The 19,262-nt window shown below is 57.2% G+C and carries 25 protein-coding genes and 4 tRNA genes; 12 read left to right on the forward strand and 17 right to left on the reverse strand.

Going from position 1 to position 19,262, the window contains the following annotated elements:
* The first annotated feature begins 46 nt into the window (after window positions 1–46).
* The 3 genes from BM320_RS04180 (at window position 47) to BM320_RS04190 (ending at window position 1,844) form a co-directional block, all read left to right on the forward strand.
* Window positions 47–463, forward strand: coding sequence for a VOC family protein (locus tag BM320_RS04180; protein ID WP_090196821.1), 417 nt, complete (start codon window positions 47–49; stop codon window positions 461–463).
* A gap of 6 nt (window positions 464–469) precedes the next feature.
* Entirely contained in the window at window positions 470–994 is a 525-nt protein-coding gene (locus tag BM320_RS04185; RefSeq protein ID WP_090196825.1) for a hypothetical protein, read from the forward strand.
* A 73-nt stretch (window positions 995–1,067) separates the two neighbouring features.
* Window positions 1,068–1,844, forward strand: coding sequence for a methyltransferase domain-containing protein (locus BM320_RS04190; protein WP_090196828.1), 777 nt, complete (start codon window positions 1,068–1,070; stop codon window positions 1,842–1,844).
* A gap of 7 nt (window positions 1,845–1,851) precedes the next feature.
* On the opposite strand, the gene BM320_RS04195 is transcribed toward BM320_RS04190, so the two are convergent.
* The gene (locus BM320_RS04195; RefSeq protein WP_090196831.1) at window positions 1,852–2,853 is read right to left on the reverse strand and encodes a GT-B fold glycosyltransferase domain-containing protein; all 1,002 of its coding nucleotides are present in this window, start codon (window positions 2,851–2,853) and stop codon (window positions 1,852–1,854) included.
* A gap of 114 nt (window positions 2,854–2,967) precedes the next feature.
* The gene (gene lipB, locus BM320_RS04200; RefSeq protein ID WP_090196833.1) at window positions 2,968–3,612 is read right to left on the reverse strand and encodes a lipoyl(octanoyl) transferase LipB; all 645 of its coding nucleotides are present in this window, start codon (window positions 3,610–3,612) and stop codon (window positions 2,968–2,970) included.
* A gap of 138 nt (window positions 3,613–3,750) precedes the next feature.
* Between lipB and BM320_RS04205 the strand changes: the two genes are divergently transcribed.
* Window positions 3,751–3,837, forward strand: a tRNA-Leu gene (locus tag BM320_RS04205).
* 416 nt (window positions 3,838–4,253) lie between these two features.
* Here BM320_RS04205 and BM320_RS16350 read toward each other — a convergent pair.
* Window positions 4,254–4,337 (reverse strand) — tRNA-Tyr (locus tag BM320_RS16350).
* A gap of 132 nt (window positions 4,338–4,469) precedes the next feature.
* Between BM320_RS16350 and rlmB the strand changes: the two genes are divergently transcribed.
* The gene (gene rlmB / locus BM320_RS04210; protein ID WP_090196836.1) at window positions 4,470–5,246 is read left to right on the forward strand and encodes a 23S rRNA (guanosine(2251)-2'-O)-methyltransferase RlmB; all 777 of its coding nucleotides are present in this window, start codon (window positions 4,470–4,472) and stop codon (window positions 5,244–5,246) included.
* Between the two features lie 152 nt (window positions 5,247–5,398).
* On the forward strand, window positions 5,399–5,818 hold the full coding sequence (locus BM320_RS04215) for a CoA-binding protein (RefSeq protein ID WP_090196839.1): 420 nt from the start codon (window positions 5,399–5,401) through the stop codon (window positions 5,816–5,818).
* Here the strand turns inward: BM320_RS04215 and BM320_RS04220 are convergent.
* The 5 genes from BM320_RS04220 to BM320_RS04240 form a co-directional block, all read right to left on the reverse strand.
* A complete protein-coding gene (locus BM320_RS04220) occupies window positions 5,815–6,120 on the reverse strand; it encodes a phosphoribosyl-ATP diphosphatase (RefSeq protein WP_090196841.1) in 306 nt (101 codons plus the stop codon). The genes BM320_RS04215 and BM320_RS04220 overlap by 4 nt on opposite strands.
* A complete protein-coding gene (gene hisF, locus BM320_RS04225; protein ID WP_090196844.1) occupies window positions 6,117–6,875 on the reverse strand; it encodes an imidazole glycerol phosphate synthase subunit HisF in 759 nt (252 codons plus the stop codon). Before hisF ends, BM320_RS04220 begins: the two co-directional genes overlap by 4 nt.
* A 33-nt stretch (window positions 6,876–6,908) precedes the next feature.
* Window positions 6,909–7,370 (reverse strand): DUF2867 domain-containing protein, encoded by a 462-nt coding sequence (locus tag BM320_RS04230; protein ID WP_090196847.1) that lies wholly within the window; start codon window positions 7,368–7,370, stop codon window positions 6,909–6,911.
* A gap of 144 nt (window positions 7,371–7,514) precedes the next feature.
* Entirely contained in the window at window positions 7,515–8,234 is a 720-nt protein-coding gene (gene hisA, locus BM320_RS04235; protein WP_090196848.1) for a 1-(5-phosphoribosyl)-5-[(5-phosphoribosylamino)methylideneamino]imidazole-4-carboxamide isomerase, read from the reverse strand.
* Between the two features lie 142 nt (window positions 8,235–8,376).
* The gene (locus BM320_RS04240) at window positions 8,377–8,829 is read right to left on the reverse strand and encodes a VOC family protein (RefSeq protein ID WP_311135489.1); all 453 of its coding nucleotides are present in this window, start codon (window positions 8,827–8,829) and stop codon (window positions 8,377–8,379) included.
* A gap of 200 nt (window positions 8,830–9,029) precedes the next feature.
* Here BM320_RS04240 and BM320_RS04245 point away from each other — a divergent pair, with 200 nt between their 5' ends.
* Window positions 9,030–9,419, forward strand: a complete 390-nt coding sequence (locus tag BM320_RS04245) for a DUF2147 domain-containing protein (RefSeq protein WP_090200344.1) — start codon at window positions 9,030–9,032, stop codon at window positions 9,417–9,419.
* Between the two features lie 91 nt (window positions 9,420–9,510).
* On the opposite strand, the gene BM320_RS04250 is transcribed toward BM320_RS04245, so the two are convergent.
* The 4 genes from BM320_RS04250 to BM320_RS04265 all read right to left on the reverse strand — a co-directional run bounded on the left by BM320_RS04250 (window position 9,511) and on the right by BM320_RS04265 (window position 12,207).
* Window positions 9,511–10,374 (reverse strand): hypothetical protein, encoded by an 864-nt coding sequence (locus BM320_RS04250; RefSeq protein ID WP_090196851.1) that lies wholly within the window; start codon window positions 10,372–10,374, stop codon window positions 9,511–9,513.
* Between the two features lie 46 nt (window positions 10,375–10,420).
* Window positions 10,421–10,891, reverse strand: a complete 471-nt coding sequence (locus tag BM320_RS04255) for a lytic transglycosylase domain-containing protein (protein ID WP_090196853.1) — start codon at window positions 10,889–10,891, stop codon at window positions 10,421–10,423.
* Window positions 10,892–10,907: 16 nt separating this feature from the next.
* Window positions 10,908–11,546 carry an imidazole glycerol phosphate synthase subunit HisH gene (gene hisH / locus BM320_RS04260; protein WP_090200346.1) on the reverse strand — a complete coding sequence of 213 codons (639 nt, stop codon included), beginning with the start codon at window positions 11,544–11,546 and terminating at the stop codon, window positions 10,908–10,910.
* Between the two features lie 64 nt (window positions 11,547–11,610).
* Window positions 11,611–12,207 carry a TetR/AcrR family transcriptional regulator gene (locus BM320_RS04265; RefSeq protein ID WP_090196854.1) on the reverse strand — a complete coding sequence of 199 codons (597 nt, stop codon included), beginning with the start codon at window positions 12,205–12,207 and terminating at the stop codon, window positions 11,611–11,613.
* A gap of 79 nt (window positions 12,208–12,286) precedes the next feature.
* Here BM320_RS04265 and BM320_RS04270 point away from each other — a divergent pair, with 79 nt between their 5' ends.
* On the forward strand, window positions 12,287–12,916 hold the full coding sequence (locus tag BM320_RS04270) for a DUF2306 domain-containing protein (protein WP_090196858.1): 630 nt from the start codon (window positions 12,287–12,289) through the stop codon (window positions 12,914–12,916).
* Here BM320_RS04270 and hisB read toward each other — a convergent pair.
* Window positions 12,911–13,498: an imidazoleglycerol-phosphate dehydratase HisB gene (gene hisB, locus BM320_RS04275; protein WP_090196861.1), complete on the reverse strand. Its 588-nt coding sequence runs from the start codon at window positions 13,496–13,498 to the stop codon at window positions 12,911–12,913. The genes BM320_RS04270 and hisB overlap by 6 nt on opposite strands.
* Window positions 13,499–13,646: 148 nt before the next feature.
* Between hisB and BM320_RS04280 the strand changes: the two genes are divergently transcribed.
* Complete coding sequence (locus BM320_RS04280; protein WP_090196862.1) at window positions 13,647–14,303, forward strand: hypothetical protein; 657 nt, start codon at window positions 13,647–13,649, stop codon at window positions 14,301–14,303.
* A gap of 51 nt (window positions 14,304–14,354) precedes the next feature.
* Here the strand turns inward: BM320_RS04280 and BM320_RS04285 are convergent.
* The 3 genes from BM320_RS04285 to BM320_RS04295 form a co-directional block, all read right to left on the reverse strand.
* Window positions 14,355–14,429: transfer RNA gene (locus tag BM320_RS04285), tRNA-Gly, on the reverse strand.
* Between the two features lie 138 nt (window positions 14,430–14,567).
* A tRNA-Gly gene (locus tag BM320_RS04290) sits at window positions 14,568–14,642 on the reverse strand.
* Between the two features lie 100 nt (window positions 14,643–14,742).
* A complete protein-coding gene (locus tag BM320_RS04295; RefSeq protein ID WP_090196865.1) occupies window positions 14,743–15,201 on the reverse strand; it encodes an Lrp/AsnC family transcriptional regulator in 459 nt (152 codons plus the stop codon).
* A gap of 115 nt (window positions 15,202–15,316) precedes the next feature.
* Here BM320_RS04295 and doeA point away from each other — a divergent pair, with 115 nt between their 5' ends.
* From doeA to BM320_RS04310, 3 genes are read left to right on the forward strand one after another with little or no spacing between them, the layout of a single operon-like run.
* Window positions 15,317–16,492 (forward strand): ectoine hydrolase DoeA, encoded by a 1,176-nt coding sequence (gene doeA, locus BM320_RS04300; RefSeq protein ID WP_090196869.1) that lies wholly within the window; start codon window positions 15,317–15,319, stop codon window positions 16,490–16,492.
* 2 nt (window positions 16,493–16,494) lie between these two features.
* Window positions 16,495–17,514, forward strand: coding sequence for a N(2)-acetyl-L-2,4-diaminobutanoate deacetylase DoeB (gene doeB, locus BM320_RS04305; RefSeq protein WP_090196872.1), 1,020 nt, complete (start codon window positions 16,495–16,497; stop codon window positions 17,512–17,514).
* The gene (locus tag BM320_RS04310) at window positions 17,508–18,878 is read left to right on the forward strand and encodes an aspartate aminotransferase family protein (RefSeq protein WP_090196874.1); all 1,371 of its coding nucleotides are present in this window, start codon (window positions 17,508–17,510) and stop codon (window positions 18,876–18,878) included. The genes doeB and BM320_RS04310 overlap by 7 nt, the downstream gene beginning before the upstream one ends.
* On the opposite strand, the gene BM320_RS04315 is transcribed toward BM320_RS04310, so the two are convergent.
* Window positions 18,859–19,257: a VOC family protein gene (locus tag BM320_RS04315; RefSeq protein WP_090196877.1), complete on the reverse strand. Its 399-nt coding sequence runs from the start codon at window positions 19,255–19,257 to the stop codon at window positions 18,859–18,861. The two genes, BM320_RS04310 and BM320_RS04315, sit on opposite strands and share 20 nt — an antisense overlap.
* Window positions 19,258–19,262 lie beyond the last annotated feature (5 nt).

Raw genomic sequence — 19,262 nt, forward strand, 5'->3', positions numbered from 1 at the left:
GGACAGTAGCTATCGTTTGCCGCGCGTCAATCTCAGGAGCCATAAGATGCTTGTACCGTTTCATTTTGCCTTTCACGTGACCGATCTTGCCGTTGCGCGCGAATTCTATGTGGAGGCGCTGGGTGCCACCGAAGGCCGCTCTGCCCCGACATGGGTCGATTTCGATTTCTTTGGTCATCAGCTAAGCCTGCATCTGGGCGATCCGTTTGAGAACGCTGCCACCGGCAAGGTTGGCGACCATATGGTGCCAATGCCGCATTTCGGGGTGGTCTTGCCGCTGGATGCATGGAACGCGCTGGCGGATCGGCTGACGGCGCGCAAGACAGAATTCATCATCGCGCCGTCGGTCCGGTTTCAAGGTGAGCCGGGCGAACAATGGACCATGTTCTTTCGCGACCCGTCCGGAAACCCGATCGAGATCAAGGGCTTTGCCAGTGCGAGCGGCGTATTTGCCAAAGGGTAGGCGCAGGTGCGCGCGGTGAATGCCGATCTACTGGTTGACGATTGCACGCGCTGCGCGGCGCTGTGTTGCATGGCGTTTGCCTTTGACAATGGCGGGGGCTTTGGCGTGGACAAGCAAGCCGGTCAAGCTTGCCCGCATCTGGCCGCCAACGGGGGCTGCGCGATCTATGACCAGCGCGATGCGCGCGGGTTTTCGGGCTGCGCAAAATTCACTTGTAACGGGTCCGGCCAAAGGGTCACGCAAGAGGTCTTTGCAGGCCAAAACTGGCGCGATGATCCCGCGCTGACAATCCCGATGATGCAGGCCTTTGCGATGGCGCGGGCGGTGCATGCGCTGTTGCTGCTGTTGCAAACGGCGCAAAAGCTGCCGCTGAATGGGGATCAATCGCGCGAAATTGTCGGATTTATCGCGGCCCTGACCCCCGCAGGCCAGATGTCGCAAGGCTGGCTGCGGGACGTGACAAACAGCGATATCGAAAGCCGCGTGCATCGGTTCTTGCGCTCTTTAGCGCCGCTTGTCGGTAATCGCTGAACAGGCGCTGGGCGACAAATCGGCGCACATCTGCTAGGTTGGGGCAATTGCGGCACAGGTGAAAGGATCTGCGATGCTCTCGTTTGATGCGAAAACCGCGCGGCTTTTGGATGATGTCTATGCAGGCAGCGATTGCACGCGGCGGCGGCAAGAATCATTTGACGCGCTAAAACCTGCGCCGGGCGAGGTTATTTTGGATATCGGGGCAGGAAACGGCCTGTTGACTGGCGAACTTGCGCGCGCGGTCGGCCCGTCGGGGCGGGTGATCGCGGTTGAACCCAGTGCGGATATGCGCGCGTCCGCGCAGGCGCGCTGTGCTGGGTTTGACTGGGTTGAAATCGTCGACGGCACTGCCGACAGCCTGCCTGCACCAGCCGAAACGATTGACAAAGCCGTTGCCGTTCAGGTGTTTGAATATCTGCAAGACATCCCGCGCGCCGTGACTGAGGTGCACCGCGTCCTGCGCAAGGACGGGCGGCTGGTGATCGGCGATATCCATTTTGACAGTCTTGTTTGGCACACGGATAATCCCGACCGTATGGCCCGTATGCAGATCGCGTGGGATCATCATTTCACCACCCGCAACGTGCCCGCCCAGCTGCCTGCGATCTTGCGCGCGACAGGGTTTTGCCTTGACGCAGTCACACCGGTAACAGTTTGCGACTATCAGCTACGGCCTGACGGGCTGGCGCGGATGATGATCATCTTGATGCGCGATTTTGCGATTGCAGGCGGGCATGTGCCCACGGCAGAGGCGACCGCATGGGCCGATGAGCAAACAGCGCTGGCCGCCCAAGGGCGGTTCTTTTTCGCGGTAACGCATTTTGTGACGTCGGCGCGCAAGACTTAACCGCACGCTAGCGCATCCAGTAGCCCGCGGATTTGATCTTGTTGCGCAGGGCTTTTTCATGGCGCGGCAGGTCGTTTTGGTCAAATAGCGCGCGCACCTTCTGGCCGCGCCCCTGATAGATCATCCGCTTGAACGGATCATATTGCTTGAGAATTTTCTTGACCTTATTGGGGGCTGCAACAGTTTCAAGCGCTGCAATCGCGGTATCGCGCGCGCGCGCGTAAAACATCGGCAACACGCGGTAATGGTTGCTGATGTCGCCGTCCAGCCCGTCCAGTGCGGGCGCGGGCCGCCCGCCGCCCAACGCATGGATCACCAGCGGCAGCGCGATCTGATCAAGCCAGGGGTCCAGCGGCTGGATCACCAATTCGGGCGGCGGGTTGTCACGGATCGACAGGGCGTATTGCGTAAACAATTCTCCAAAGGCGACTGGGTCCGCGCCGTAAAACCAGCCCGCGTTGAAGTAGAGATATCGTTCCCAATATTCATCGGGCTGCGACCGGTCGAGGCTGCTTTCGAAATCCAGATCGAACCGGTCGTAAAGCGATTTCCAGATCGCGGTATAGCCGGGCCAGTATAGCTCTTCGACGGGCCATGTGCCTGTGCGCTGCATGGATGCGGCGGGGCGGTCGAAATCAAGGGGCAAGGTGGTGATGTCGCCCGTGATAATCGTATCGCTGTCGAAAAATATGAACGGTTCGCCGGCGGGCAGGGCGGTCAGGCATTCGATCTTGTTGCCATAAGGGTAGCGGCTGCCAAAATGTGCTGACGTAAAGGGCAGGATTTGCGCGCCCATCGCCCCGAGCGCGTCTTTGACATCGCGCGGCATGCGGGGGTCGGTTTCCCAACGGGGTCCGGGCTGCGGTTCGGCGATAAACAGCGCGCCCGTGAACCCGGGAGAGAAATGGCGCAGCGACGCGGTGAACAAAAGCGCCTCATAAGCGAGCCGCCCCGACTGGCCGATGATCACGATGTTAAAGGCGGGGGGCTGTGCCGCGTTGGGTGCCATTTTTGAAATCTGCCTTCAGGTCGCTGCTATTTCTTGTCCTACACTGCCGCAAGCAGATGAGGCAACTCTTGCGGTGCGCTTTCAATTGCCCCGTAAGGTGGATCAAGATCCACCTTACATGGTGGCTGCAAAGCTTTGCTTTAATGCAATATCGAGATCATGCATTGTCACGGGCAGACCTAAATCAACAAGGCTGGTAACGCCGTGTTCGGTTATCCCGCAGGGCACGATACCGCTAAAATGTTCTAGATCCGGGTCTACGTTGATCGACATGCCGTGAAACGACACCCATTTGCGCAGCCTGATACCAAGCGCTGCAATCTTGTCTTCGCGCAGGCTGCCATCGGGCGCGCGCGGTTTTTCGGGACGTTCGACCCAGACCCCAACCCTGCCTTCGCGGATTTCGCCTTTGATGTTGAAGCTGTCCAATGTGGCAATCACCCAGTTTTCCAGGTCTTTGACAAATTTGCGCACATCGCGTCCGCGCTTTGTCACATCTAGCATCACATATACAACGCGCTGCCCCGGGCCGTGATAGGTATATTCGCCACCGCGGCGTGCCTCGATTACGGGAAACCGGTCGGGATCGATCAGATCCGCCGGTTTTGCCGATGTTCCCGCAGTATAAAGCGGCGGGTGTTCGAGCAGCCAGATGCATTCTTCTGCCGCGCCACGCGCAATTGCATCGACCCGTTTTTCCATAAATGCCAACGCTGTGGCATAGTCGGTCAACCCGTCGGATATGATCCATTCAACCATGTTTGGTGTCTCCTACGGTCCCTGATATGGCGACCAATCGCCAAAATGTCACCCCTGGTTTGTTCAGCCGTTCGAATGTTACGTTTTGCACTTGGCAAGCGCGGAACGCTGCACTAGAAGCGCCCCAGCTATTGACTTGCGGTCGTGGCGGAATTGGTAGACGCGCAGCGTTGAGGTCGCTGTGAGGTAACACTCGTGGGGGTTCGAGTCCCCCCGACCGCACCAGTTTGTCCCTTGGCGACAAACGATTGATGGCTATTGCGTTCAGTCTGGTCTTGGTGCGTGTTGCGCTGCTGCTATGCGCTGGGGCTCTCTCGTGACGTTGGCATTGCTTGATTAAAGTGTGGCCCGCGAAATGCCTTTGCCCATTAAGAAACGGCGATCCGTTTGTGACTATCTGGTTGCTGGCGGCGGGGCGCGGATAAAGACAACCGGCTATGCGGCGACCTGTCTTGCGACCGGCTTAGGGTCGGGGCGCAGGGGCAACTGAATGCCCCGTTCTTAGATTTTGCGCTGGGTTGTCCGCAGTCATCAGATACACCAAGAAAACGTCGCAATGCGTTGTTCGTGCAGTGTAAAGCAGGTTCATCACAGCGTTGATTTTGGTACGAATACCGTAAAAAATCAACGCTGTAGAAAAATGGTGGGCGACCCTGGAATCGAACCAGGCGTGAGTCGCCTCGAGGGAGTTACAGTCCCCTGCCACACCTTGCGGCCTGTCGCCCACTGGGTGGCTGATTACCTGCGCCCCTATGCCCCGTCAACCGCAAAAGTGACGGATTTTGCGACAAGCCTTCACAGAGTGCATTTTGTCGGGTATCGCCCCTTTGAAACCGGTCAGAATTGGAAATACGCAGATGAAAAAGCCAAAGTGGGTAATTGCAAAAGAGCAGGGCAAACGCGCTGCCGCAAATGAAACCGTTTGGCTGTTTGGCCTACATGCGGTGCGCGATGCGCTGGAAAACCCCAAGCGCGAGAAGCTGCGGCTTGTGGTGACGCGCAACGCGCTGGAACGGCTGGGCGACAGTGTTGCCAATAGCGGGATGGAGCCCGAGATTTCGGACCCGCGCAAATTTGCAGCCCCGCTTGATCCGCAATCCGTGCATCAGGGGGCCGCGCTCGAGGTCAAGGCGCTGGATTGGGGCAGTCTTGAGGATATCGCGCTGGGCGACGGGCCGCAGCCGCCGCGCATTGTGCTTTTGGACCGCGTGACCGATCCGCATAATGTGGGCGCGATTCTGCGGTCCGCCGAAGTGTTTGGCGCACGGGCAGTCATCGCCATGCAGCGCCACGCCGCCCCCGAAACGGGCGCATTGGCGAAAACCGCAAGCGGCGCGCTGGAACGCCAACCCTATGTGCGGGTGCGCAATCTGGCGGATGCGATTACGGCTTTGCAAGGCATGGGGTATCTTGTGCTTGGGCTTGATGGCGATGCCGAAGCCACCATTGAAACCGCTGTCGAAGGCAAACGCGACCGCGCTGTCGCGCTTGTCATGGGTGCCGAAGGGCCGGGCTTGCGCGAAAAAACCCGCGAAACCTGCGACCAGCTGGTGCGCATTGATGCGGCGGCGGAATTCGGGTCGTTGAATGTGTCGAATGCTGCGGCGGTTGCACTATACGCTGCAAAAGGATGATCACATTTTGCTGATCAGCCCTTTATATCGCGGGTTTGGCGCATATGTTGATCGGTGAAGGCGCGCATTGGAACCTGCGCGCCCCTGTCCACTGTCCCTTGTTCCACGACTTGCGCCCGGTTTATCTCCGGGCGCTTTTTTGAGAGTACACGATGGATTATTCTGACGCCCATATCCGCAACGTGCTGAGCCGCGCCAAAACCATTGCGCTGGTCGGCGCGTCGGCCAACCCCGCGCGGCCAAGCCGTGGCGTGGGCGCATACCTGACCGCCAAGGGCTACCGCGTTATTGGTGTAAACCCCGGTCTTGCGGGGCAGGTCCTGTTTGGTGAAACGGTCTATGCTGATCTTGGGTCGGTTCCCGATGATGTCGATATGGTTGATATATTTCGCAACAGTGCTGCGGTGCCTCAAATTGTGGATGCCGCATTGGCGCGCTGGCCCGATCTGCAAACGATCTGGATGCAGCTGAATGTCATCCATGACGGGGCCGCAGCCAAGGCGCAGGCGCGCGGTGTTGACGTGATCATGGATCGCTGCCCAAAGATTGAAATCGCGCGGTTGGGGCTTTAGCGCGCGGCCTTTTCGGCGATGCCGGATGTGCCCTGACGGCGCGCCAGTTCCGCGATCACTGCGTCAAGGCTGACATCGTTTGCTGCCAGCATCACCAGCAGATGATAGATCACATCGGCGGCCTCTGATGTCAGTTTTTCCTTGTCGCCTTTGACCGCCTCGATGATGGCTTCAATCGCTTCTTCGCCAAATTTTTCGGCGCATTTTTCGGGCCCTTTGGCAAAAAGCTTCGCGGTCCAGCTGGTGGCGGGGTCGGCCCCTTTGCGCGATGCGATCAGCGTGTAAAGATCGTCTAATGTCATAGCCGTACCTCGATCCCTGCGGCGGCCATATGGGCCTTGGCCTGCGCAATTGTATAGGTGCCAAAGTGGAAGATAGATGCAGCCAGAACGGCGGATGCGCCACCCATCGTCACGCCCTCAACAAGGTGATCCAGCGTGCCCACGCCGCCAGAGGCGATAACAGGCACATCAACCGCGTCCGAAATCGCGCGGGTCAGTGGCAGGTTAAATCCCGCTTTGGTCCCGTCGCGGTCCATTGAAGTCAGCAGGATTTCACCTGCGCCCTTTTCAACAACTGTGCGCGCGAATTCGACGGCATCGATGCCTGTGGGTTTGCGCCCGCCGTGGGTAAAGATTTCCCATTTGCCAGGGCCCACGGTTTTCGCGTCAATCGCCACAACAATACACTGGCTGCCAAAGCGCAGCGCGGCCTCGGCCACGACATTTGGGTCGGCCACGGCGGCAGAGTTGAAACTGACCTTATCCGCCCCCGCAAGTAGCAAGTCACGCACGTCATGATGCGTGCGCACGCCGCCACCAATGGTTAGTGGCATAAAACATTGTTCCGCCGTGCGTGTGGCCAGATCAAACATTGTACCACGGTTTTCATGGGTGGCTTTGATATCCAGAAAGACCAATTCATCCGCGCCCGCCGCATTATAGGCAATGGCCTGTTCGACGGGGTCGCCTGCGTCGATCAGATCGACAAAGTTCACGCCTTTCACGGTGCGCCCTTCGGCGACATCAAGGCAGGGGATGATCCGTGTTTTCAGCATTTTCGCGCGACCTTTGGGGTTGTTGCCCCGTCTTTACGGGCTAGGAGCCGCTGATGCAATCCGGCGCATGGCCCCGCGTGTCAGCAGGATGTGAAACGGCATCACAACGGCAAGGTAAACCCGCCCGAGCAGGTTATTGCGATGCACCCATGTGGCCATATGGATCATGCCGTTCTGGCGTATGATCGCGATGCGAAAATTCAAATGGCTGTCATCGGTGCCGATGACCAGTTCGTCCATCGTGTCGACATGCACGGGGAAAATGGCCTGATCGCCTGTCGCGCTGGATTCGGTCTTGAGGCCGAAGGGTTTCATGATCAGATTGCGCAGCCGCATCAATGCATTGGCCCAGCCGGGCAGGGCAAACCCTGTTTGGGCGGCTTGTTGCGGTGAAAGATGGCTTTGAACTGCGTAGCCATCGATGAAATCACCGGGCTGAACTTGCGCCCATAACGTGGAGGTTTGCGGCAGGGCTGTTTTAATGATCTTTGGCATCGCAGTGTTTCCTTTGCTGGATTGGAGCCAGACAATACCAGTTTGGGGCGCTGCAAAAGGGGCGTGATGCCGCAGCTTACGCCGCGACGTTTTTTGAGTATTTTGGCAAGATGATATAGGGGCGTCTTGCGATTTTATTGCGGGTCAGTTTTTCAACGCGGCTAAAGCCGCGGCAAGGTCAATCGCCCCGTCATAAAGCGCGCGGCCCGAGATTGCGCCCGAAATCACGCCCGTGTCTTTAAGCGCGGTCAGATCGGCCATAGATGACACCCCGCCCGATGCGATCACCGGAATGCTGACCGCGCGCGCAAGATCGGCAGTGGCGTCGATATTGGGGCCTTTCATTGCGCCGTCGCGCATGATGTCGGTGTAGATGATTGCGGCAATGCCCGCATCCTCGAATGATTTGGCCAGATCGGTGACCATGACATCGGTTTCTTCGGCCCAACCGCGTGTCGCCACCCGCCCGTTACGTGCATCCAGCCCGACGGCAACCTTGCCGGGGAATTCTTTGGCGGCCTGCCGGACCAGATCGGGGTTTTCAACCGCAACCGTCCCTAGGATAACCCGCGCAAGGCCCTTGTCGATCCAGCGTTCAATCGTTGCCATATCCCGAATGCCGCCGCCAAGTTGCGCAGGCACAGGGCAGGCTTTGAGGATCGCCTCGACCGGGGCGGCATTGACGGGTTCGCCCGCAAAGGCGCCATTGAGATCAACCAGATGCAACCATTCGCAGCCCGCATCGACAAAGGCGCGCGCCTGCGCTGCCGGATCATCGCTGAACACGGTGGTCTGATCCATATCCCCATGCACAAGCCGCACGGCATTCCCGTCTTTGAGGTCAATTGCAGGGTAGAGGATCATGTGAGCGGCCTTTCATTGCTGTTGGCGCGTTTATGCACGGCCATTGGCGAAATGCAACGCAGGCAAGGGAGGCGTTGGCAGGCGGACAACCTATTGATCGCGCGCATCCGTACCCTTGCGGGCCGCATTAATCGCGGCGACATCAATCTTTTTCATTTGCAGCATGGCGTCGAAGGCGCGTTTTGCCTCCTCGCCGCCCGCTGCCAATGCGTCGGTCAGGGTGCGCGGTGTGATCTGCCATCAACCCCCCCCATTTGTCATTGCACCAGCCGCACATGTTTTCTTTGCCGCCGTTGCCGACAATTGCCTGCCAGTATTTGTCTGTTTCTTCCTTGGTTTCGGTGGTCACCTGAAAAGAGAAGGCTTCGGAGTGTTGGAAATGAGCGCCGCCGTTAACCCCTATGCAGGGCATGCCAAGCAGGGTGAATTCAACAACAAGCACTGCGCCTGCGTTGCCGGAGAGATTATCGCTTGGCGCAAGCTGTACGCGACCCATGGCGCTGTCAGGGAGGGTTTGCGTATAAAATCTGGCCGCCGCTTCGGCGTCCTTGTCGAGCATCAGGCAGATTTTGTGATTTGGACCGGTCATGTTCATGGCGCGTGGTTATTGCGTATTTTCGGGGTTTGCGTTTGGTGCATGTGTTTAGTCTGGTGGCGCTAGGCCTATGATACAGGCAAAAGACAGCCGGGCGGGAAAGATTTTAGGTCCCGATGCGGGCGACGCAACCTAACGTCACGCTTGATCGGGGATATCGTTCAAAGGCATGGTTTGCACAGTTCTAGGGAGGAATGAACATGAAGGCTCGGATTATTGCGATTCTCGCGGCATTGACGTTTGGCGCGCAGGCGCAGGCACAAGACGCCGCAATTGGCACGTGGCAGACCGAAGTTGATGATGGCGCTTTTGCCTATGTGACGGTCGATCAATGTGGTGCCGCGATCTGCGGGACAATTGCACGCACGTTCAACACGGAAGGTGAATACCAGTCCGAAAACATTGGCCGGCAGATCGTGATCGATATGGTGCCCCAAGGTGACGGATCATACGAAGGTCAGGTCTGGCGCCCGTCAAACAACAAGATTTACATCGGCAAGATGGATGTCAACGGCAACGCGCTGCGTCTGCGTGGTTGCGTGGCTGGCGGTTTGATTTGCGCAAGCCAGAACTGGGTGCGCGTCCAGTAAATAGCTATCACGTGTTGAAGGGCCCTCGCTGTTTGTGGGGGCTTTTTTGCATCTATAGGGCACGCCACATGCGGCACGGGTGGAATCTGGCTTAGGCGCGGCGTCCAATTATTTTGCTGCGTATGAGGATGCATATGAACCCAATTTCCAGCAGTTTAAGAATAGGGTGTGACAGGAAGAAATTCTTTGGGTGGTCCGCAAAAGATGTGCCTTGCGCAGGCCAGTATGACGCCAGTTCAAATAGCCGTGCAAAGCTATAGGACGACACAAACGCGACGATCAACAGCCACAACGCAGCCGTAGACCTGAGCCAAAGTGCAACCGCGATAGCGACAGGGAACGCGAGGTTTCTAATGTCGGCCATAAGGAACCGCACCGGATCTTCCCTTCGGGGTACCAACGGATGCAAAATGTCGAAAACAACCTCGCTTATCGGGTTGAGCGCTAAGACCGTAAACCAGAGCGTGACAAGCCAATAGAGCGCGTTCACCCAAATTTCGCCCGGTGCTTGTACATTCTCTGCGGTGCCGGCCCGTCGAAACTGACCTATGATACACGCACGGATTAGTTCGAGGCTGGCAAGTATTGTGAGCGCTACCCAAGCAAGTTGCACCCACCCAGGCGCGATCCAGTGAACGCCCTGGTAATAGCTTCCATTTAGAAGAATTAGGTCTTGCGTACTGCCATCAAAAATAATTGGCGTCACAACACCCGTGGCCATCACACAAAAAAGAGGCAAGGTGGTGTGGTGATGGTTGTAAAAGGCCCACAATAGCCCTGCAGCAAGTCCGGAAAGCAGCAAACCGGCTATGAAGGTCTGCGTAGATGGGGTGCCAGCACCCCAAAAACCATATTCTAGCAGCACTTGCGCTTGTCGCCACACTGCCAACAGCGCAAGAATTCCAACCCACAACGCAAGAATGTATGTTGCGCCAAAAAACGAATTACGCTTCATCTTCCGCTCTCCCGTGTGATTTCGTCGCGCGGCGATGAAATTGTTATTACCCCGCCCGCAGGCCCGTTTCAACCAACATGCCGCGCCGCTTGGCTTCGTAATAATAGCCGCGCGCGTACCAGCTGACGGCTGTTTCCTCGTCCCCTTCGGACACCAGCCATGCCCCCCGCAGGTATTTGCCCGCATAGATCAGGTTGGTTTCGGCATCCAAAAGACCTTCGGGCGTGCCGCTATAGCCCATCGTGCGCGCGGTTTGCGGCAGGATCTGCATCAACCCGTAATAGGGGCCATTGCGCGCCGCCGGATTATGTCTGCTTTCACGCAAGATCACACGGTGCAGCAGGGTTACCGGTATGTCATGGATATCGGCGTATTTGTTGATTAGCCCGCGCAGCTGGGGTGTCTCGTTGGGGTAAAGTTGCAGATTGCGGGTGGTTTCGATTTCCTCGGAAACGTGGCGGCCGCAGCCGGCAAGACCGGACAAAGCAGCAAGAACAAACAAACGACGTGTCAGCATGGCAATTTCCCTTGTCTTATGGTGCCCATGTCAGAAAATTGCCAATCATCCGCAATCCGGCCTGCTGGCTTTTTTCGGGGTGGAATTGCATGCCGATAATTGTATCGCGCCCGATGATGGCCGTGATATCGCCGGCGTAGTCGACATGCGCAAGCCGCTCAATGGGGTTGGCAACTGTCATCGCGTAGGAATGCACGAAATAGGCGTGATCGCCTGATTTGATTCCATCCAGAACCGGGTGGTCTGTGTCGATCACAAGATCGTTCCAGCCCATATGCGGCACTTTCAGGCTTGGGTCGGCGGGGGCGATTTTGCGGATGTCTCCGGCAATCCAGCCAAAACCGGGGGTGGATTCGTATTCATGGCCGGTGGTGGCCAGCATTTGCATGCCCACACAAATCCCCATAAACGGGCGCGCCTTGATTGTGACGGCCTCGATCAGGGCTTCGGCAAGGGCGGTGCGCGCGAATAGTTCGGCGCGGCAATGCGGGAATGCGCCGTCGCCGGGCAGCACGATGCGGTCGGCCTTTGCAACGATATCAGGGTCGGATGTGACCACGATTTCACCGCCGCCGACCTCGTTTGCCATGCGTTCAAACGCCTTTTGCGCGGAATGCAGGTTGCCGCTATCGTAGTCTATCAGTGCGGTCAGCATGGGCTGTCCTTTTGTGTCCAAAGCTGCGCTTGTGATTAGGGGGTTTGCGGCGCCTTGCCAAGCCTTAGAGGGATACCATGCGGTCCAACGCTGCCATCACCTGATCAAAGGCCTCTTGTTCGGGCAGCGCATGTACGTCGCGCAGGAAATTGCCGGTCAGATAAAGCGTTGCGTAGCCGTGGATCAGTGACCAGACCTGCGCTTCAAGGATGGGGGCGGGCAGGTCCTTGCGCACAAACGGGGCGCAGGCCGCGCGCAATACATCATAGGCAACGGCATCGTCGATTTCGCGGGCGGCTTTTTCGATTTCATGTGATTCGAAGCCGAACATCAGCCGGAATAGGGCCGGACGCGCGGCCACAAAGTTAAGATAGCCGCGGCAAATGCCTTTGAGCCGCGCCAGATCATCGGTTTCGTCTTTTGATGCGGCAACCATTGCTTCGCGAAACAAGGTAAGCCCGTGATGCGCAATCGCCCCCTTGAGCCCCGCGAGCCCGTCAAAGTGGTGTGCGGGCGCTGCGTGTGACACGCCCGCGCGCGCGGCACATTTGCGCAGGCTTAGCCCGTGAAACCCGTCGGTTTGCAAAATGTCGATCCCGGCCCGGATCAAGGCGGCGCGCAGGTCGCCATGGTGGTGCGGTTTAGGGGGTGTTTGAGACATAATTCTTTTTGCTCTTGTATTTTGACGCTGTCAAGTTATGTCAATATTGACAGTGTCAAGTTTGCGGATAGGAAAACCAATGCCCCCAATTATTCTTAAGGCCAGAACTGGTATATTCTGGTTTCTTTGTCTGATCATCGCGTTGGCCTCGGCCTTGCTGTTGTGGCCGGGCGTGGCAGGCAGCTTGCCGCATATTGCCTACCACTATGAAGCGCGCGCCGTCGCGTTGCTGGGGCATATTGCATTTGCTGCGACCGCGTTGGCGATTATGCCGTTCCAGTTCAACGCGACCCTGCGCGGATCGCGCCCGCGCCTGCACCGCACATTGGGCCGGATCTATGTGATTGCTTGCGTGATTGCCGGGATATGTGGATTTTGGCTGGCGATCTGGACGCAGGCAGGGCTTGTGGCGATGTTCGGATTTGGGCTGCTGGCAGTGATTTGGATCTATGCGACCGTGCAGGCCTATGTGACCGCACGTGTGCGCAATATCGCGCAGCATAAACGCTGGATGATCCGCTCGGGCGCGCTGACATTCGCGGCTGTGACCTTGCGGCTCTATCTTGGGGTCGGGGTGGTGACAGGCAGCGATTTCGAAGCAATCTATCCGCTTGTCGCCTGGGCCTGTTGGGTGCCGAACCTGATTGTCGCCGAATGGTGGCTTCTGGATGATACCGCACGAAACCGCGCGGTATCACCGGCCTTATAATGCGCCTTTGGTTGACGGGATTGCATCCGTCTTGCGCGGGTCGGTTTCAACCGCTTCGCGCAAGGCGCGTGCCACTGCTTTAAATGCGGCTTCGGCGATGTGGTGCGCGTTGAACCCGTGCAGTTTGTCGATGTGCAACGTGATCCCGCCATGTGTAGACAGGGCCTGAAAAAATTCGCGGACCAATTCGGTGTCAAACGTGCCGATCTTGCCAAAGGGCAGGTCCAGATTGCAGATCAGATAGGGGCGCGCCGATAGGTCAAGCGCACAGCGCACCTGCGCGTCATCCATCGCCAAATGGCAGCTGCCATAGCGGTTGATCCCGCGCTTGTCGCCCAAAGCAACCGACAAGGCCTGCCCAAGCGCGATACCCACGTCCTCGACGGTGTGGTGATCATCAATATGCAGATCGCCCGTCGCGCGAATGGTCATATCAATCAACGCGTGACGCGACAATTGATCCAGCATGTGGTCAAAAAAGCCAACGCCGGTCTGGTTGTCATAAACCCCAGAGCCATCAAGGTTCACCGTCACCGAAATATCGGTTTCGGCGGTTTTGCGTGTGATCGTCGCTGTCCGCATGTTGCGCGTCCTTTTGTGGTGGTTCCTGATCTATAGGGGCATCCGCGGCTGTGGCCAAGCCTGTGTCAAAAAACTTGGGGGATTTCAGCAAAATTTAAGAGTTCGATTCGTAGGATGGATGAAAATGTTCATTTGTCAGGAGAATCCGATGAAAGCACTTATCTTGCGTAGCGACCCAGATGCGGCAATTGCGATTGCCCAAACGATGATCGACAACGATTTCCAGATTTCATGCGTCGAAAACTTCCAAATTGCCTGCGCCTTGGTGCGCGCGGACAGTTTTGATGTCCTTATCTCGGACGAGGCGGTTGACGGGCATCTAACCCATGCACTGCTGGCAGCGGCTGCGCGCAAAAATCCGGCACTATCCGCAATTATGGTAACCGACCGGACCGGCGCGCAAGAAGATCCGCGATTGGAGAGCATCGCATGTTTGCATGCGGTCGTCGGCACACAGGTTGCGGCCAAGCTGATCGGCGCTTTGGCGATGACCGCGATCAATTGCAATTCCTTGTCTGCGCCTGCCCGTCAGGCAGCTACGCAAAGCCTGCGCACGTCTGCGTCCAATTGGGACGGGCGCGATACGCCATCGCAATCCGGTGAAACAGTGGATCAGGCCGCGATTGACGCGGATATCACGGCATTGGCGGCTGCATTGGACGCAGTACAGCCTGCGGACGCGCAGACAACAACACGCCCCGTTGCCCCGCTTGAACGGTTCGACCAGCCTGCGGTGCACGCACCGCATATTGCGCAGGTGTCCATTATTGGCGAGGGGCGACACATTCCTGCAGGGCTGCAGTAACCCAAAACGACGAAGGGCCACCCGTCGGGCGACCCTTTGCGTCAATCTAACTGGAGCGGGCGAAGAGATTCGAACTCTCGACCCTAACCTTGGCAAGGTTATGCTCTACCCCTGAGCTACGCCCGCATCCGTTAGTGAGCTGTGATTTACAAACAGATTGCGCGCGGCGCAAGGGTTGAATGCATAAAAAATGTCAGAGAATTTGCCGCGTGAGGGGTGCCAAAAACAAACAAGGCCCCTCGTTGCCGAGAGGCCTTGTTTTGTTGGAGCGGGCGAAGAGATTCGAACTCTCGACCCTAACCTTGGCAAGGTTATGCTCTACCCCTGAGCTACGCCCGCACTCCGTTCGTGGGCGTGATCTATAAAGCAATGGCGCAAGGCGCAAGTGAAAAAGACATCGCAGCGCGAATTTTTGACAAATCACCACGGGGGCACGCGGTCAGGTCAGGGGCAGCTCGAACGACGCCTTGATCCTGTCCATCACCACGGTCGTCTTGAAACCCTTGATATCCATATTGTTGTAAAAGAAATCGCGGGTGAAGTTTTCGTAATCTTCCATATCCTTGGCCGTGACGATCAGCACAAAATCGGTTTCACCGGTGACATAATAGGCGCTTTGCACCGCCGCGCAGTCGCGTATGGATTTTTTGAAACGATCAATAATATCAGAACGTTCTCGCGCAAGTTCGACCGAAACAAGCATGGTCAGCGGGCGGCCGACAGCGGCGGTCGACACAACAGCAATGTCTTTTTCAATAATCTTCTGATCGCGCAGCCGGTGCAATCGGCGCTGCACAGAGGTCGGCGAAAGCCCGACACGTTCCGACAATTCGGCGCTGGTCAGCAAATTATTGCGCTGCACTGCTTGCAGTATTTTCTTGTCGATATCGTCAATCATGGGCCATTTCGCTAATTCTGGCACAATGCCGCGGTTAATCCCTATATATTTCAGAACTTTGCAGAAAAACTGCGCGAATTAAAGCTATTATCGCCGCAGACTACCGGAGAGTTTCATGAAAAACCTGCCTTTTGGCGCGGACGAATATGCCGCGCGTTTGCACAAGGTGCGCGCCGAAATGTCCGTGCGCGGGCTTGATGCGCTTTTTGTCACCGACCCGTCGAATATGGCTTGGCTAACGGGATATGACGGTTGGTCGTTTTACGTGCATCAGGGCGTGCTGTTGACGCAAAGCGGCGACCCGATCTGGTGGGGGCGCGCGATGGATGCGGCGGGTGCGGTGCGCACGACATACCTGCAGGCAGATCATATCATCGGCTATGACGATACCTATGTGCAAAATCCGGCGAAACATCCGATGGCGACTTTGGCTGCATTGTTCCATGATCAAGGGCTGGCAACGGCGCGGATCGGTGTGGAAATGGACAATTACTATTTCAGCGCTGCGGCGTTTCTGGCGTTGCAAGCAGGTCTGGGGCAAGCGACCCTGATCGACGCCACGGCATTGGCGAACTGGCAGCGCGCGGTGAAATCCGCCACTGAAATCAGCTATATGCGCGCGGCTGCACTGATCGTTGAAAAGATGCATGCCACAATCCGCGAAAAGGCCGAACCGGGGATGCGCAAGAACGATTTGATTGCCGATATTTATCATGCCTCTGTTACCGGTGTGGATGATTATTGGGGCGACTACCCCGCGATTGTGCCGATGGCCCCGTCCGGTGCTGATGCAACCGCGCCGCATCTGACTTGGGATAATAGCCCGCTTAAATCAGGTGAAAGCACGTTTTTCGAGATTTCCGGAACCTACCGCCGCTACCATTGCCCGCAGTCGCGCACCTTGTTTTTGGGGAAGGTCCCGCAAAAATATCTGGATGCCCAATCCGCCGTGCAAGAAGCCACCGCAGTAGGGCTCGCGGCCGCGCGACCGGGTGCTTTGTGTGAAGATGTAGCCCATGCGTTCAACAGCCGCCTGCAAAAACTGGGCTATGCCAAAGACAGCCGCTGCGGCTATCCGATCGGCCTGTCCTATCCGCCCGATTGGGGCGAACGCACGATGTCGTTTCGCGCGGGCGACAAGACCGTGCTTGAACCCGGTATGACGTTTCATTTTATGCCAGCGCTTTGGCTGGATGACGGCGGGCTGGAGACGACAGAATCCATTCTGATCACGGAAAATGGTGCGCAATGCCTGTGCAACACGCCCCGCGAACTTGTGGTGAAAGGTTAATAATGCGCGACAATCCAATTTCCCCGACCGTCGATTTTGACGCCGACGGCGTGCAGCACGGGTTCTTGCGGCTGCCCTATAGCCGCAACGAAAGCGCATGGGGTTCGATCCAAATTCCGGTGACCGTGGTTAAGAACGGCACCGGCCCCTGCGCGCTTTTGACTGGTGGAAACCACGGCGACGAATACGAGGGGCCGCTGGCCCTGTTGGGGCTGGCGCAGACCCTGCGCGCTAAGGACGTGACCGGCACCGTGATTATTATCCCCTTCATGAACCACCCTGCGTTTTTGGCTGGCACGCGCCTTTCGCCTGTCGACAATATCAACTTGAACCGCGCCTTTCCGGGTGCGCCGGACGGAACACCCACCGCCAAGATTGCCGATTTTTTCCAACGCACACTGCTGCCAATGGCCGATATTGTGTTGGATTTTCATTCTGGCGGTAAGACGTTGGATTTCTTGCCATTTGCGGCCTCGCATATTTTAGATGATGCCGCACAAATGGCCCGCTGCCGCGCTGCGCGCGATGCGTTTAACGCCCCCTTCAGCGTTGAAATGCGCGAGATTGACGGCTTGGGCATGTATGACGATGCCGCTGAAAGCATGGGCAAAACATTTGTCACTACCGAATTGGGCGGCGGCGGATCGGCCACGCCGCAGACTGTCGCGATTGCCCGCAAGGGTGTGCATAATCTGTTGATTCACGCAGGTATTTTGCAAGGCGAGATGCAGATCGCACCCTCGCGCGTGCTGACGCAGCCTTCTGACGACTGTTTTCACTTTGCCGACACCGGCGGGCTGATCGAATTTAGCGTCACACTTGGCGACACCGTGCAGCAAAACGACGATATCGCGCATATCTGGCCCGCGCATTATTCCGGCCAGCCCCCACGCACGATCAAGGCGCAGATGGACGGTATCGTGACCGCGCGCCATCACCCCGGATTGGTGCTGCCCGGCGATTGTGTCGCGGTGCTGGCCATTGAAATCACGACAGATCTTACAAAGGAAATCCAATGCTAAAGAACGACCCGCTCGAACAATGGGACCGCGAGAATTTCTTTCACCCCTCGACCCATCTGGCCATGCATGCGCGCGGCGAAAGCCCGACGCGCATCATCAGCGGTGCAAAAGGCGTGCATATTACGGACCGCGACGGCAACCGGTTTCTGGATGCGTTTGCAGGGCTTTACTGCGTCAATGTCGGCTATGGCCGCACAGAAATCGCCGATGCGATTGCGGCGCAAGCACAGGAATTGGCCTATTATCATTCCTATGTCGGGCATGGAACCGAAGCGTCGATTACCCTGTCCAAGATGATTTTGGACCGCGCGCCAAATCATATGTCAAAGGTCTATTTTGGTCTGTCCGGGTCGGACGCGAACGAGACAAACATAAAATTAATATGGTATTACAACAACATCCTCGGGCGGCCTGAAAAGAAAAAGATTATCTCGCGCTGGCGGGGCTACCACGGGTCGGGTCTGATGACCGGTTCGCTCACGGGGTTAGAACTGTTTCACAAGAAATTCGATCTGCCGCTTGCACAGGTGATCCACACCGACGCGCCCTATTATTTCCGTCGCGAAGACCAGAGCATGACCGAAGAACAGTTTTCGGCCCATTGTGCGGAACGCCTAGAGGCGCAGATCCTGCGCGAAGGCGCCGATACAATTGCCGCGTTTATCGGCGAACCTGTTTTGGGCACGGGCGGCATCGTGCCGCCACCTGCGGGATACTGGGCCGCGATTCAGGCGGTTCTGGACAAATATGACATTCTGCTGGTCGCGGATGAGGTTGTTACCGGCTTTGGCCGCTTGGGGACGATGTTCGGGTCCGAACATTACGGCATGAAGCCCGATCTGATCACCATCGCCAAGGGGCTGACTTCGGCCTATGCGCCACTGTCCGGATCAATCGTGTCAGACAAAATGTGGAAAGTGCTGGAACAGGGAACCGATGAAAACGGCCCCATCGGCCATGGTTGGACCTATTCGGCGCACCCGATTTGTGCGGCTGCGGGCGTTGCGAACCTGAAACTGATTGATGATCTGGATTTGGTGACAAATGCGGGGCGGATGGGTGCCTATCTGAATGGCGCGATGCAAGACGCGCTGTCAGGACATGCCCATCTAGGCGAGGTGCGCGGCGAAGGTCTGCTTTGTGCGGTCGAACTGGTCAAAGACCAAGACAGCAAGCAAGGCTTTGATGCGGCTGACAAAATCTGTCCGCAGATCGCTGCCGCGATGCTGGATCAAGGCGTGATTGCCCGCGCCATGCCGCAAGGCGATATCATCGGCTTTGCCCCGCCATTTTGCATCACCGAGGCCGAGGTTGATCAAGTGGTCGCGGTCATGAAAAACGCGATTAGCCAAGTTTTGGGCTAAACTGGATTAAATCCCAGCGATTGCCGAACGGGTCACAAAACACAGCCACGCGGCCATAGGGTTCGTCGCGTGGTTGTTCTTCGAATTGCACGCCATTGGCTAACATCACGGCATGGTCGCGATTGAAATCGTCAGTTTGCAAGAATAACCAAACGCGTCCGCCACCTTGGTTACCGATTGCCGCGATCTGTTCTTCACCAACCGCACGGGCAAGAAGAAACGCGGTTTGCGCCCCCTTTGGCGCGACCCGAACCCAACGCTTGGCATCGCCCATATCGGTGTTTTCGAGCAGGTCAAACCCCATCTTGCCGACATAAAACGCAATGCCCGCGTCATAATCGGGCACAAGCAAAGACAATAGCGCAAGGTGTTGGGACATATGAA

It is taken from the genome of Yoonia tamlensis (genome assembly GCF_900115105.1).
Classification (GTDB): Bacteria; Pseudomonadota; Alphaproteobacteria; order Rhodobacterales; family Rhodobacteraceae; genus Yoonia; species Yoonia tamlensis.

Excerpts from the sequence above, each read along its gene's own strand:
- BM320_RS04215 (WP_090196839.1), top strand. The coding sequence starts at position 5,399 with ATGGATTATTCTGACGCCCATATCCGCAACGTGCTGAGCCGCGCCAAA.
- hisA (WP_090196848.1), bottom strand. The coding sequence starts at position 8,234 with ATGATCCTCTACCCTGCAATTGACCTCAAAGACGGGAATGCCGTGCGG.
- hisH (WP_090200346.1), bottom strand. The coding sequence starts at position 11,546 with ATGCTGACCGCACTGATAGACTACGATAGCGGCAACCTGCATTCCGCG.
- BM320_RS04295 (WP_090196865.1), bottom strand. The coding sequence starts at position 15,201 with ATGATTGACGATATCGACAAGAAAATACTGCAAGCAGTGCAGCGCAAT.
- BM320_RS04230 (WP_090196847.1), bottom strand. The coding sequence starts at position 7,370 with ATGCCAAAGATCATTAAAACAGCCCTGCCGCAAACCTCCACGTTATGG.
- rlmB (WP_090196836.1), top strand. The coding sequence starts at position 4,470 with ATGAAAAAGCCAAAGTGGGTAATTGCAAAAGAGCAGGGCAAACGCGCT.
- lipB (WP_090196833.1), bottom strand. The coding sequence starts at position 3,612 with ATGGTTGAATGGATCATATCCGACGGGTTGACCGACTATGCCACAGCG.
- BM320_RS04255 (WP_090196853.1), bottom strand. The coding sequence starts at position 10,891 with ATGCTGACACGTCGTTTGTTTGTTCTTGCTGCTTTGTCCGGTCTTGCC.
- doeA (WP_090196869.1), top strand. The coding sequence starts at position 15,317 with ATGAAAAACCTGCCTTTTGGCGCGGACGAATATGCCGCGCGTTTGCAC.
- BM320_RS04315 (WP_090196877.1), bottom strand. The coding sequence starts at position 19,257 with ATGTCCCAACACCTTGCGCTATTGTCTTTGCTTGTGCCCGATTATGAC.
- BM320_RS04310 (WP_090196874.1), top strand. The coding sequence starts at position 17,508 with ATGCTAAAGAACGACCCGCTCGAACAATGGGACCGCGAGAATTTCTTT.
- hisF (WP_090196844.1), bottom strand. The coding sequence starts at position 6,875 with ATGCTGAAAACACGGATCATCCCCTGCCTTGATGTCGCCGAAGGGCGC.
- BM320_RS04240 (WP_311135489.1), bottom strand. The coding sequence starts at position 8,829 with ATGAACATGACCGGTCCAAATCACAAAATCTGCCTGATGCTCGACAAG.
- BM320_RS04270 (WP_090196858.1), top strand. The coding sequence starts at position 12,287 with ATGCCCCCAATTATTCTTAAGGCCAGAACTGGTATATTCTGGTTTCTT.
- BM320_RS04245 (WP_090200344.1), top strand. The coding sequence starts at position 9,030 with ATGAAGGCTCGGATTATTGCGATTCTCGCGGCATTGACGTTTGGCGCG.
- BM320_RS04190 (WP_090196828.1), top strand. The coding sequence starts at position 1,068 with ATGCTCTCGTTTGATGCGAAAACCGCGCGGCTTTTGGATGATGTCTAT.
- BM320_RS04250 (WP_090196851.1), bottom strand. The coding sequence starts at position 10,374 with ATGAAGCGTAATTCGTTTTTTGGCGCAACATACATTCTTGCGTTGTGG.
- BM320_RS04280 (WP_090196862.1), top strand. The coding sequence starts at position 13,647 with ATGAAAGCACTTATCTTGCGTAGCGACCCAGATGCGGCAATTGCGATT.
- BM320_RS04180 (WP_090196821.1), top strand. The coding sequence starts at position 47 with ATGCTTGTACCGTTTCATTTTGCCTTTCACGTGACCGATCTTGCCGTT.
- BM320_RS04265 (WP_090196854.1), bottom strand. The coding sequence starts at position 12,207 with ATGTCTCAAACACCCCCTAAACCGCACCACCATGGCGACCTGCGCGCC.
- hisB (WP_090196861.1), bottom strand. The coding sequence starts at position 13,498 with ATGCGGACAGCGACGATCACACGCAAAACCGCCGAAACCGATATTTCG.
- doeB (WP_090196872.1), top strand. The coding sequence starts at position 16,495 with ATGCGCGACAATCCAATTTCCCCGACCGTCGATTTTGACGCCGACGGC.
- BM320_RS04220 (WP_090196841.1), bottom strand. The coding sequence starts at position 6,120 with ATGACATTAGACGATCTTTACACGCTGATCGCATCGCGCAAAGGGGCC.
- BM320_RS04195 (WP_090196831.1), bottom strand. The coding sequence starts at position 2,853 with ATGGCACCCAACGCGGCACAGCCCCCCGCCTTTAACATCGTGATCATC.